Source organism: Pseudomonas sp. Pseusp15, assembly GCF_059492165.1.
Map to the genome: position 1 here is coordinate 1,222,127 of NZ_CP168523.1, position 12,698 is coordinate 1,234,824.

A 12,698-nucleotide genomic window follows, 5' to 3' on the forward strand; every position below is an offset into this window, starting at 1 on the left:
GCCGCCGTAGAGGCGAAATCATGAAGACGACCATCGAATTGCCTCTCCTGCCATTGCGTGATGTCGTGGTTTATCCGCACATGGTTATCCCGCTGTTCGTGGGGCGCGAGAAATCCATCGAAGCTCTCGAGGCAGCGATGACGGGCGACAAGCAGATCCTTCTGCTGGCTCAGCGGAATCCTGCTGACGACGATCCCGGTGAAGAAGCACTTTATCGCGTAGGCACCATTGCTACCGTTCTGCAGCTGCTCAAACTGCCTGACGGCACCGTCAAGGTTCTTGTCGAAGGCGAGCAGCGGGGCGCCGTGGAGCGCTTCAGCGAAGTCGACGGCCACTGCCGTGCCGAAGTCTCGTTGATCGACGAAACCGAAGCGCCAGAGCGCGAATCGGAAGTGTTTGTCCGCAGCCTGCTGGCTCAGTTCGAACAATATGTGCAGCTGGGTAAGAAAGTCCCCGCTGAAGTCCTGTCGTCGCTCAACAGCATCGACGAGCCGGGCCGCCTGGTCGACACCATGGCCGCGCACATGGCCCTGAAGATCGAGCAGAAGCAGGAAATCCTCGAAATCATCGATTTGTCGGCCCGGGTCGAGCACGTTCTGGCGTTGCTGGATGCCGAGATCGATCTGCTGCAAGTCGAAAAACGCATTCGCGGCCGCGTTAAGAAGCAAATGGAGCGCAGCCAGCGCGAGTACTACCTGAATGAGCAGATGAAGGCCATTCAGAAAGAGCTGGGTGACAGCGACGAAGGCCACAACGAAATCGAAGAGCTGAAAAAGCGCATCGATGCCGCCGGTCTGCCGAAAGATGCGTTGGCCAAGGCTCAGGCCGAACTGAACAAGCTGAAGCAAATGTCGCCAATGTCCGCGGAAGCGACCGTGGTGCGTTCGTACATCGACTGGCTGGTTCAAGTGCCATGGAAAGCCCAGAGCAAAGTGCGCCTGGACCTGGCCCGTGCCGAAGACATTCTCGACGCCGACCACTACGGTTTGGAAGAAGTCAAAGAGCGGATCCTCGAATACCTCGCCGTGCAGAAGCGCGTGAAGAAGATTCGCGGCCCGGTATTGTGCCTGGTCGGTCCTCCAGGGGTGGGTAAAACCTCTCTGGCGGAGTCGATTGCGCATGCAACCAACCGCAAATTCGTCCGCATGGCCCTCGGTGGCGTGCGCGATGAGGCGGAAATTCGTGGTCATCGCCGGACTTATATCGGTTCGATGCCAGGAAGATTGATTCAAAAGATGACAAAGGTGGGCGTCCGTAACCCGCTGTTCCTGCTCGATGAAATCGACAAAATGGGCAGCGACATGCGTGGCGATCCAGCGTCGGCGTTGCTGGAAGTGCTCGACCCCGAGCAAAACCACAACTTCAACGATCACTATCTGGAAGTCGACTACGACCTGTCCGATGTGATGTTCCTGTGCACCTCCAACTCGATGAATATTCCACCGGCGCTGCTGGACCGGATGGAAGTGATTCGTCTGCCGGGTTACACCGAAGACGAGAAGATCAACATCGCCGTCAAATACCTTTCGCCCAAGCAGATTGCTGCCAACGGCCTGAAGAAAGGCGAGCTGGAATTCGACGCCGAAGCGATTCGCGACATCATTCGCTACTACACCCGCGAAGCCGGTGTACGTGGGCTGGAGCGCCAGATTGCCAAGGTTTGCCGCAAGGCGGTCAAAGAGCATGCTCTGGAAAAACGCTTCTCGGTGAAGGTGACAGCCGAGATGCTGGAACACTTCCTGGGCGTGCGTAAATTCCGTTACGGCCTGGCTGAACAGCAGGATCAGATCGGTCAGGTCACCGGCCTGGCGTGGACCCAGGTGGGCGGCGAATTGCTGACCATCGAAGCCGCAGTCGTGCCGGGTAAAGGCCAGCTGATCAAGACCGGTTCTCTGGGTGACGTGATGGTCGAATCGATCACCGCAGCCCTGACCGTTGTTCGCAGCCGTGCTAAGAGCCTGGGGATTCCCCTGGACTTCCACGAGAAGCGCGACACGCATATCCACATGCCTGAAGGGGCAACCCCGAAAGACGGCCCTAGCGCCGGTGTAGGCATGTGCACGGCCCTGGTGTCGGCATTGACTGGCATTCCTGTAAGAGCGGACGTCGCCATGACCGGCGAAATCACCTTGCGTGGGCAGGTGCTGGCGATCGGTGGCTTGAAGGAAAAACTGCTGGCTGCTCACCGTGGCGGAATCAAGACGGTGATCATTCCTGAAGAGAACGTACGCGATCTGAAGGAAATTCCTGACAACATCAAGCAAGATCTACAGATTAAACCCGTTAAATGGATTGACGAGGTCCTGCAAATTGCGCTGCAATACGCGCCGGAACCCTTGCCGGATGTGGTTCCGGAGATCGTTGCAAAGGATGACAAACGCGAGTCTGACTCTAAGGAAAGAATTAGCACGCATTAGTACGCATTTGCCTGGGGGGCTTCCTTGACAGTTTTTTAGAGCCCTTGTTATAAAGCGGCTCTTAAGTGTCTGTAGGCCATTCAGCACTCGTTTTTTTTGCTTTCACCAAAAAACTTAGAATCAAACTCAAATAGATATAAGGGGACTTAGAGTGAACAAGTCGGAACTGATTGATGCTATCGCTGCATCCGCTGATATCCCGAAAGCTGCTGCTGGCCGTGCGCTGGACGCTGTAATCGAATCCGTCACTGGCGCTCTCAAGGCTGGTGATTCTGTTGTTCTGGTTGGTTTCGGTACTTTCTCCGTGACTGATCGTCCAGCTCGCATCGGTCGTAACCCACAGACCGGTAAGACGCTGGAAATCGCAGCAGCCAAAAAACCAGGTTTCAAAGCCGGTAAAGCACTGAAAGAAGCTGTCAACTAAGTTCGATTCAGGTTTTTGCCTATCCGGGTCGGGGTCATTCCTGACTTGGCAGCGGAGCGGTAGTTCAGTCGGTTAGAATACCGGCCTGTCACGCCGGGGGTCGCGGGTTCGAGTCCCGTCCGCTCCGCCAGTTACGAGAAGGCGCATCCTCGGATGCGCCTTTCTTCTATCCGGATTCTACCCACGCTCCACGGTTGCCTAATTTTGAAGTTCAACCGTTTCTGGGGGACGCATGCTGCAGAATATCAGGGACAATTCACAAGGCTGGATTGCCAAGACCATTATCGGGGTCATCGTTGCACTGATGGCTTTGACCGGTTTCGACGCTATTTTCAAGGCCACGACGCACAAAAATGACGCGGCCAAGGTCAACGGCGAAGAAATCAGCCAGAACGAGCTGAGCCAGGCGGTCGATATGCAACGCCGTCAGCTCATGCAACAGCTGGGCAAGGATTTCGATGCTTCCTTGCTCGACGAAAAAATGCTGCGCGAATCGGCCCTCAAAGGCCTGATCGATCGCAAACTGCTGCTGCAAGGCGCAGAAAAATCGAAATTCGCTTTCTCCGAAGCCGCTTTGGATCAGGTGATCCTGCAAACGCCTGAGTTCCAGGTGAACGGCAAGTTCAGCCCTGAGCGTTTCGACCAGGTCATCCGTCAACTGGGCTACAGCCGTCTGCAATTCCGTCAGATGCTGGCTCAGGAAATGCTGATCGGTCAGCTGCGCGCTGGCCTGGCCGGTAGCGGTTTCGTCACCGATGCACAGGTGTTGGCCTTCGCCCGTCTGGAAAAGCAGACCCGTGATTTCGCCACCGTGAACATCAAGGCAGACCCGGCGGCAGTGAAACTGACCGACGATGAGGTCAAGGCCTACTACGACGAACATGCCAAGGAGTTCATGACGCCGGATCAGGTGGTCATCGATTACCTTGAATTGAAGAAGGCATCCTTCTTCGATCAGGTCAGCGTCAAGGACGAAGACTTGCAAGCGGCGTATCAGAAAGAAACCGCGAACCTGTCCGAGCAACGCCGGGCTGCGCACATTCTGATCGAAGTGAACGACAAGGTGACCGAGGCGCAAGCCAAGGCGAAGATCGAAGAAGTTCAGGCGCGCCTGGCCAAAGGCGAGAGTTTCGAGGCCCTGGCCAAGGAGTTTTCCCAGGATCCAGGTTCGGCGAACAACGGCGGTGACCTCGGTTTTGCCGGTCCGGGCGTCTACGATCCAGCGTTTGAAAAAGCCCTGTATTCGTTGGCCAAGGATCAGGTCTCGGAGCCGGTTCGCACTGACTTCGGTTTCCACCTGATCAAGCTGTTGGGTGTCGAAGCGCCTGAAGTGCCAACGTTCGCCAGCCTGAAAGACAAGCTGACCCGCGAGTTGAAAACCCAGCAAGTCGAGCAGCGTTTCGTCGAAGCGACCAAGCAATTGGAAGACTCCTCGTTCGAGTCCTCTGATCTGGCCCAGCCGGCACAAGACCTGAAGCTGACCGTTCACACGTCCGCGCCATTCGGCCGTGAAGGTGGCGAAGGCGTTGCGGCCAATCGTGCCGTGGTGACCGCTGCATTCAGTCCTGAAGTGCTGGATGAGGGGGCCAACAGCACCGCCATCGAGCTGGATCCGGAAACCGTGATCGTGCTGCGCGCCAAGGAGCACCGCAAGCCTGAGCAACTGCCGCTGGAAAGCGTGGCTGCCAGCATCCGCGTGCAATTGACCAAGGAGCACGCCAGTGCCGCCGCCAAGACCAAGGCCGATCAACTGATCGCCAGCTTGCGTGATGGCAAGACTGCACTGGACAAGGCGATCGATGGTCAGAACTGGAAAGTTACCGCAACCGCGACTCGCGCTCAGGAAGGGGTCGACCCAGCCGTGCTGCAAGCGTTGTTCCGCATGCCCAAGCCAGTCTCCAAGGACAAGCCGACCTTCAGCAGCGTGACCCTGGCCGATGGTAGCCTGGTGGTCGTGCGTCTGAACGGCGTGAATGAAGGCGCTGCGCCGACCGAAGAAGAGAAGGCTCAATACCGTCGCTTCCTCGCCTCGCGCATTGGCCAGCAAGACTTCGCGGCCTACCGCAAGCTGCTGGAGCGTGAAGCTGAGATCAAGCGTTTCTGATGCCTGACTGAGTGTTGCGCGACACAAAGGACCCCAGCCGAAAGGTTGGGGTTTTTTTATGGGGGAAACGAAAAGATCGCAGCCTGCGCTAGCGCTTTCAGTGGATCGCGGTCATCTTTAGGCGCTGCCGCAGGCTGCGATCTTTTGATTTTTGCTCCGGCGGGACTTTCTCCCGAGATGATGGTCAATGAATCTGTAGCCGTTTTAGACAATCGTTGCTCCGCTAAGCATCGATCTGTTGCACAATACGCCTCGAACCGTTTTCCTCAGGATGTTCAATGTTTAAATCAATTCCCATGCGTGTTGTAGGGCTGGCCTTGGTGCTGGCCGCCGCTGCCGGTTGTTCGTCGAAGAAGGCCGCCATCTATGAGCATGAGAACTTCGACGACTCGGGAACGTTTTCGCGCAGCTACCCGGTGACCGATGCGCAAACCTGCGAAGCCGCCCGTCGGGCCTTGCTTAGCCAGGGTTACATCATCACCAGCAGCGATCCGAAACTGGTCAGTGGGCATAAGAGCTTCCAGCAGACCGGCGAAACCCATATGGAGATCAGCTTCAACGTGGTTTGTGCCGATGACGGCAGCGAGGGGCACCATGCGACCATGTTCGCCAACGCCCTGCAGGACCGATATGCGCTGAAAAAGACCAACAACTCCGCCAGCCTCGGCGTCGGCGTATTGGGCTCGGTATCGATGCCGATCGGCTCGTCCGATGATTCGATGGTCAAGGTCGCCAGTGAAACCGTGTCCTCGGCCAAGTTCTACGAGCGTTTCTTTACCCTGGTCGAACTGTTCCTGCCGCCGGAAGCGAAGAAGGCCGCGCACATTATCGAGAAGCCGAAAACCGAACTGGGGATGCCTGAAGCCAAGGCTGCGCCCGCTCAGTTGGCGCCAACCCCGGCACCGGCGGCAGAACCTGCACCTGCACCTGCACCTGCACCTGCACCAGCGCCGGCAGCCGAGCCCGCACCTGCCGCCGCGCCTGCCACTTCGGAGCCTGTTGTGCCGCCTGCTGAAACAGCGCCGATTACCCCGGCCAAGAGCACCGAGCCGACGTCGTCCACGGAAACGGTCACTCCAGTAGCGGACTCGAGCACGCTGCCGCCACCGACCGAGCCGATTTCGGCGATACCTGTCTCCGGCCAGTAATGGGCTTGCTTGTTATGGGGGCGGGTCAGACGATACCGCTCCCGTAACGTCCTTCAAGACTGATCCACATCAAGTCGGGCTGTATTCCCACAGTCCGTGTCGAAAAATCCAGTGATAAATTCCTGACCACCTGCTACGTTTTATTCAGTAGCGACGTAGTGTCGTACCCGCGTCATTTTTCTTTCATGCGGGCACTTTATGCTCAAGGCGTTGGTCATTTATTCAAGCGATTTTTTCAACAAGCGATGGGGGTTTAATAATGGACGATTATCAAGAAGAACTGCTCGAGTATCAGGCCTTTGAACTGGACCCGCTGGAACCGGCCGAAGACGCTACCGAGCTGTAATTACGCTGACTGCGGCGAAACTCGCCGGGCGTCTGGCCGTTCCAGCGTTTGAAAGCGCGCTGAAAGGCTTCGGCTGAGGCAAACCCCAGAAGATAGGCGATTTCGCCGAACGCCAGTTCAGTGTCGCGGATGTAGGTCATGGCCAGGTCACGGCGTGTATCGTTGAGAATTGCACGAAATTGCGTGCCTTCCTCGGTGAGTTTGCGGCGCAAGGTCCAGGTTGGCAGCTTCAGGCGTGCCGCCACTTCTTCCAGGTCGGGTTCCCGGCCACCATTGAGCAACGGGCCCAGCAACTGAGTGATGCGTTCACGCAGGCTGCGGGTGCGTGTCAGTTGCTCAAGTTCCCGTTCACACAGTTGCAGCAGGTGCCGCCAGGTGCTCGGGCAGTGCTCCGGGTTGCGCTGGGCGAGGCTGTCCAGGCCCAGGCGCAGTTGATTCTGTTCGGCGCCAAACTGAATCGGACAGTCGCCGAGTACGGCATAGGCCTCAAGGTAATCCGGTGCGTCAAATTCGATCTCGATTCGTTCGGCGCGCAGTGGGGCAGGGCTCACGCTGGACAATTGCTGCAACCAGCCAGCGATGATCGAATCCACCACGAAGCGGTTGTAGGCGTTGTAGGGGCTGATCGAATAGAACCGCAGCCAGGCGCCTTGGGCGTCTTCGTGAAAGCTCGACTGGCCTCGATAGTTGGAGCCGTACAGCGCTTCGAAACGAATCAGGCAGCGCGCCGCTTCGCGCACGGTGGGAGCCTGGGCGGCGGTGACGCCGGCCAAGCCGGCCTGGCTCAGGCGACTGAGCTGGCCCATGCGCAAACCCAGCGCCGGGTCGTCGGTCAGTTGAATAGCGCCGTGGCCCAGACGCATGTAGCGCGGGATCGACAGGCGGGCACCGGCTTCGGCCAGTCGCGCGGCGTCGAGGCCGTACTGTTCCAGCAACGGTTGTGGGTCCAGGCCATGGCTGCGCACGGCGTCGGCCAGGCTATGGACGAAGCCCACCGACAGATCCCCGAGGCGCATCGGCTGCGGTTTCATCGCTTACAACCAGAGGTTCAGCAATTGCGCGCCGCGGGCATCGCTGTCGGCGAAATGCTGCCCGTTGCTGCTGAGGAAGCTTTGACCGGCGCTGCTCTTGTCCCAGAACTGACCGCGCAGGAACACACTCATGCCGGCGATGCTCTGGCTGGCCGGTGGTTGGGCGGTCAGCGTCAGCCGCTGCCAGGCCTGACCTTCGCTGAGTTCGCCGGCCTTGAGGCTGACAGAGCCCGGCGCGGGCAGGCCTCTATAGCCGCGCCATGGTTGATCCCAGGACCCACGCCCGACGACGAACGCCGGGACCGCCACCAGTTGCGCGCCTTGGGCGTCAAGTTTGCGGTAGTTGTCGGGGTACCAGCTGTCGCTGCCGATCAGCACGCCGAGGCGTCCGGCCGGGGTGTCGACGACGTTGACCGGATGATCGGAATTGCCTTGGAGCGTGCCACGTCCAGCGAACGTCGGGTGCACTTGTCGCTGGGGCTGGCCGATTGGCAGGCCGTCGCGACCGAACACCACGCTGCTGTTGTACAGCGCGCCGCGACCGATGTGCAGGGTGCCGTCGCTGACGCTCGGCTCGGGCAGCACGATGGAACCGGCCACCAGGGTCACGTGGAATTCTTTCGCCAGGCCACCGAACAGCGCCTGGTAATCCTTGGCCATGCGTTTGGCTTTCATCCGCAAGTGCGCGTCGTCGAGACGGTTGCTGCCTTCGGCGCTGATCAGGGCGCGGATGAACTGCAGCGGGTTGCTCACCGCCAGCCAGTTCATGGCTTCCTTGAGGGTGGTGGCCTGGTACAGCTCGTCTTTCTCGCCGCTGACCATCAGCCAGGTGCCGACATGTTCAGGCAGTACGACGATGGTTTTTTCATTCAGCAGGCCCTGGTCCTGGGCCTTCTGCAAATAGGCCGCGAGCTTGCGGTGCAGGCGTTCAGGGCTTTGATAGTCGGTGGGGAACAGCTCGGGCTGGATGCCCAGCAGATTGCCACGATCGGCGGGTGTGCCCTGATCGACCGCGAGATTGATGCGCAGGTCCGACAGGTAATGACCCACCGGACGGTCCGCGGCCCACATCGCGTAGGTCGTCAGAACGGCGATCAACGCCATGGAGAGGGTCAGGTACAGAAGTTTGCGCATGGAAAACAGTCAGCGGCCGTGTGCAGGGTTCGCGACTAGGGTAGGGCCCATGCCAGCGCTTGCCAAGGGGCGCTGCGCATTTGGATCAATAAGTTGTCAGTTACGGTCATTGAGTGACAGCGGTGCGACTCTTAGTCTGTCGAACATGACTGACGGGGGCCGAAGAGCTCCTGCAAATTTTCCGTGATCGCTCGTTGTGGAGTTACCGATGGCCGCCGCTCATTACCCGCACCTGTTGGCCCCGCTGGACCTGGGTTTTACCACGTTGCGCAACCGTACCCTGATGGGTTCGATGCACACGGGCCTCGAGGAAAAACCCGGCGGTTTCGAGCGCATGGCCGCGTACTTCGCCGAACGTGCCCTTGGCGGCGTTGGCTTGATGGTCACCGGCGGTATCGGCCCGAACGAAGAGGGCGGGGTTTACTCCGGCGCCGCCAAGCTGACCACCGAGGAAGAAGCGCTCAAACACCGGATCGTTACCCGTGCGGTGCACGAGGCAGGCGGCAAGATCTGCATGCAGATCCTTCACGCCGGGCGTTATGCCTACAGCCCGAAACAGGTGGCGCCGAGCGCGATCCAGGCGCCGATCAACCCGTTCAAGCCTAAAGAGCTGGACGAGGAAGGCATCGAGAAGCAGATCATCGATTTCGTTACCTGCTCGACCCTGGCGCAAAAAGCCGAGTACGACGGCGTCGAGATCATGGGTTCCGAAGGTTATTTCATTAACCAGTTCCTCGCGGCGCACACCAACCATCGCACTGACCGCTGGGGCGGCGCCTACGAAAACCGCATGCGCCTGCCAGTGGAAATCGTCCGTCGGGTGCGCGAAGCGGTCGGCCCGAACTTCATCATTATCTTCCGCCTGTCGATGCTCGACCTGGTGGAAGGCGGCAGCACCTGGGAAGAAATCGTGCAATTGGCCAAGGCCATCGAGCAGGCGGGCGCGACCATCATCAACACCGGCATCGGCTGGCACGAAGCGCGGATTCCGACCATAGCCACCAAGGTGCCCCGTGCAGCGTTCAGCAAGGTCACGGCGAAACTGCGTGGTTCGGTGAGTATTCCGCTGATCACCACTAACCGCATCAACACCCCGGAAGTCGCCGAGCAGATCCTGGCCGAAGGCGATGCCGACATGGTGTCGATGGCGCGGCCGTTCCTCGCCGACCCGGACTTCGTCAACAAGGCGGCGGCCGGCCGTGGCGATGAAATCAATACCTGCATCGGTTGCAACCAGGCTTGCCTGGATCACACGTTCGGCGGCAAGTTGACCAGTTGCCTGGTGAACCCGCGGGCCTGCCATGAAACCGAACTCAATTACCTGCCGGTGCAGCAGATCAAGAAAATCGCCGTGGTTGGCGCCGGTCCCGCGGGGCTGTCCGCCGCCACCGTGGCCGCCGAGCGCGGTCATCAGGTGACGCTGTTCGATTCGGCCAGCGAAATCGGCGGCCAGTTCAACATCGCCAAGCGCGTGCCGGGCAAGGAAGAGTTCTTCGAAACCCTGCGCTACTTCAACCGCAAGTTGCAGACCAGCAACGTCGAGCTGTGCCTGAACACCCGTGTGGACGTGGCACAGCTGGTCGAGGGCGGTTACGACGAAATCATCCTCGCTACCGGCATCGCGCCGCGGGTGCCGGCGATTCCGGGTGTCGAGCACGCCAAGGTGCTGAGCTACCTGGACGTGATCCTCGAGCGTAAACCGGTGGGCAAACGCGTCGCGGTAATCGGCGCTGGCGGTATCGGTTTCGACGTGTCGGAATTCCTCGTGCACGAAGGCGTGGCCACCAGTCAGGACCGCGACGCGTTCTGGAAGGAGTGGGGTATCGATACGCACCTTGAAGCACGTGGCGGTGTCGCGGGCATCAAGGCTGCGCCGCATGCGCCGGCCCGCGAAGTATTCCTGCTGCAACGCAAGACCTCCAAGGTCGGTGATGGCCTGGGCAAGACCACCGGCTGGATTCACCGCACCGGTCTGAAGAACAAAAAGGTGCAAATGCTCAACAGCGTCGAGTACCTGAAGATCGACGACGAAGGCCTGCACATCCGCATCGGCGAAAGCGGCGAACCGCAGGTGCTGCCGGTGGACAACATCGTGATCTGCGCCGGGCAGGATCCATTGCGCGAGTTGCACGACGGTCTGGTTGCGGCCGGGCAGAACGTGCACTTGATCGGCGGCGCGGACGTGGCGGCGGAGCTGGATGCCAAGCGTGCGATCAACCAGGGTTCGCGGTTGGCGGCTGAACTCTAACGTTCGCAGCTATCCCTTGTAGCAGCTGGCGCAGCCTGCGTTCGGCTGCGCAGCAGTCGCAAAATCAGCCATCGCGGTATTCCAGGTAAACCGAGGTGTCAGGATTGACGACTGCTTCGCAGCCGAACGCAGCCTTCGGCAGCTGCTACAGGGTTCGTGCTGGCTGATAGACTCCTGTTTTTCGTCAGAACGTAACGCATCAATGCTTTTTCCTCCTGCCGACTGGCTCCCCCAAGCCCCTCTCGAACCCCTTCACCTCGACTGGCTCACCACCGCCGGCATCGACGTTGCCATCCTGCGTCTGGACCAGATCGACCCGCTGATCAGCGGCAACAAGTGGTTCAAACTCATCGAACACCTGAAAGCCGCCGACCAGAACGGCGCCCAAGGCATCATCAGCCTGGGCGGTGCTCACTCCAACCATCTCCACGCATTGGCCGCCGCAGGCAAGCGCTTCGGGTTCACCACGGTCGGTTTGCTGCGCGGGCATCCGCAAGACACCCCGACAGTAAAGGACTTGCAGGCGTTCGGCATGCAGTTGCACTGGCTGGGTTATGGCGGTTATCGAGCGCGGCATGAGCCGGGTTTCTGGCAGCCGTGGCGGGCGCAGTATCCCGAGCTGCAACCGGTGCCGGAAGGTGGTGGTGGCTTGCGTGGGGCGAAGGGCTGCATGCAGCTGGTGACGCAGGCCCGCGAGCAACTGAGTGGTCTGGGCTGGAGCCATTACGACGGCTGGTGGCTGGCCTGCGGAACGGGCACGACCCTGGCCGGTCTGGTGCTGGCCGAGGCGGGTGAACACCCGGTGTATGGCGCGCTGGCGGTGCCCGATGATCATGGCGTGGCGCAGCAGGTCGAGATGATCGGGCGGGAAGCCGGTTGGGTCGATCCCTTGTATGAACTACTGGACGCCAGCCGTGGCGGTTTTGCCAAAGTCGATCCGCAGCTGCTTGCATTCATCGAGCAGACCGAACAGGCCAGCGGCATTCTTTTCGAGCCGCTGTACACCGGCAAAGCGCTCATGGCTCTCAAGCAACAAGTCGAAGCTGGTAAATTTCCCCAAGGCACGCGCCTGATCTTCATCCACACCGGCGGCTTGCAGGGCCGCCGGGGTTTCGAGCAAAGCGGTCGCGATTAACCGCGTTTGGGCATCATCCGCAGCAAGGTGTTATCGCGCACCACATAGTGGTGGTAAATCCCGGCCACCGCGTGCAACCCGATCAGCCAATAACCGATGGTGGCGCCGAGCTCATGCCAGCCTTGGAACTGCTTGGCCAGCGGTTTGTTTTCTTCGATCAGCAATGGCAAGTCGACGCCATAGAACATCACCCGATGCCCTTCGGCGCTGGTAGTCAGCCAACCCAGAACCGGCACGGTGATCATGAAAATATACAGTGCCCAATGCATCAGCCTGGCAACCACGGTTTGCCAGCGAGGGGAGGCGGGGAATATCTGCGGTGCCGGCCCCAGGCTGCGGGCGAACAGCCGCAACCAGACCAGCACGAACACGGTCAGGCCGAGCATGAAGTGCGCTTCCTTGATCAGCGTTCGGCCGCCACTGCCTTTGGGAAAGATCCCGCGAAATTCGATACAGGCGTAGACCAGTATTAACAGAACCAGCATCAACCAGTGCAGCGCGATCGATACGGTGCTGTAGCGTGATTCGGAATTCTTCCAGGGCATACGGTGTTTCCTCACAATTCTGGTCTGAAGTCACCGTTCTTGTTCGACGGCGTGCACTAACTGTAATCCTGTTTCGCAGGATTTGCCCGAGGCAAATGGGCCGCTCAATGCTCTAAATCAAGTGATCGACCACAAAAAAGCGCCAGTTCCATCCAAGGAACTGGCG

The 12,698-nt window shown here is 59.5% G+C and carries 9 protein-coding genes and 1 tRNA gene; 7 read left to right on the forward strand and 3 right to left on the reverse strand.

The window, feature by feature from the left end; all coding sequences use genetic code 11:
- Nucleotides 1–20: 20 nt before the first annotated feature.
- From lon to ACEN8R_RS05620, 5 genes are all read left to right on the forward strand, one after another.
- Nucleotides 21–2,417, forward strand: a complete 2,397-nt coding sequence (gene lon, locus ACEN8R_RS05600; protein WP_007940400.1) for an endopeptidase La — start codon at nucleotides 21–23, stop codon at nucleotides 2,415–2,417.
- Nucleotides 2,418–2,568: 151 nt separating this feature from the next.
- A complete protein-coding gene (locus ACEN8R_RS05605; RefSeq protein WP_002552737.1) occupies nucleotides 2,569–2,841 on the forward strand; it encodes an HU family DNA-binding protein in 273 nt (90 codons plus the stop codon).
- 53 nt (nucleotides 2,842–2,894) lie between these two features.
- A tRNA-Asp gene (locus ACEN8R_RS05610) sits at nucleotides 2,895–2,971 on the forward strand.
- Nucleotides 2,972–3,073: 102 nt separating this feature from the next.
- Nucleotides 3,074–4,945: a SurA N-terminal domain-containing protein gene (locus ACEN8R_RS05615; RefSeq protein WP_018925425.1), complete on the forward strand. Its 1,872-nt coding sequence runs from the start codon at nucleotides 3,074–3,076 to the stop codon at nucleotides 4,943–4,945.
- A 278-nt stretch (nucleotides 4,946–5,223) separates the two neighbouring features.
- Complete coding sequence (locus ACEN8R_RS05620) at nucleotides 5,224–6,093, forward strand: DUF2242 domain-containing protein (protein WP_495624615.1); 870 nt, start codon at nucleotides 5,224–5,226, stop codon at nucleotides 6,091–6,093.
- A gap of 291 nt (nucleotides 6,094–6,384) precedes the next feature.
- On the opposite strand, the gene ACEN8R_RS05625 is transcribed toward ACEN8R_RS05620, so the two are convergent.
- Nucleotides 6,385–7,470, reverse strand: coding sequence for an AraC family transcriptional regulator (locus tag ACEN8R_RS05625; protein ID WP_018925427.1), 1,086 nt, complete (start codon nucleotides 7,468–7,470; stop codon nucleotides 6,385–6,387).
- A 3-nt stretch (nucleotides 7,471–7,473) separates the two neighbouring features.
- Nucleotides 7,474–8,604, reverse strand: coding sequence for a carbon-nitrogen hydrolase family protein (locus tag ACEN8R_RS05630; protein WP_018925428.1), 1,131 nt, complete (start codon nucleotides 8,602–8,604; stop codon nucleotides 7,474–7,476).
- A 208-nt stretch (nucleotides 8,605–8,812) separates the two neighbouring features.
- Between ACEN8R_RS05630 and ACEN8R_RS05635 the strand changes: the two genes are divergently transcribed.
- Together ACEN8R_RS05635 and ACEN8R_RS05640 are read left to right on the forward strand one after the other, a co-directional pair.
- Nucleotides 8,813–10,852 carry an oxidoreductase gene (locus ACEN8R_RS05635; protein ID WP_018925429.1) on the forward strand — a complete coding sequence of 680 codons (2,040 nt, stop codon included), beginning with the start codon at nucleotides 8,813–8,815 and terminating at the stop codon, nucleotides 10,850–10,852.
- A gap of 202 nt (nucleotides 10,853–11,054) precedes the next feature.
- On the forward strand, nucleotides 11,055–11,987 hold the full coding sequence (locus ACEN8R_RS05640) for a 1-aminocyclopropane-1-carboxylate deaminase/D-cysteine desulfhydrase (RefSeq protein ID WP_018925430.1): 933 nt from the start codon (nucleotides 11,055–11,057) through the stop codon (nucleotides 11,985–11,987).
- Here ACEN8R_RS05640 and ACEN8R_RS05645 read toward each other — a convergent pair.
- Complete coding sequence (locus tag ACEN8R_RS05645) at nucleotides 11,984–12,532, reverse strand: cytochrome b (RefSeq protein ID WP_018925431.1); 549 nt, start codon at nucleotides 12,530–12,532, stop codon at nucleotides 11,984–11,986. The genes ACEN8R_RS05640 and ACEN8R_RS05645 overlap by 4 nt on opposite strands.
- Nucleotides 12,533–12,698: the final 166 nt, after the last annotated feature.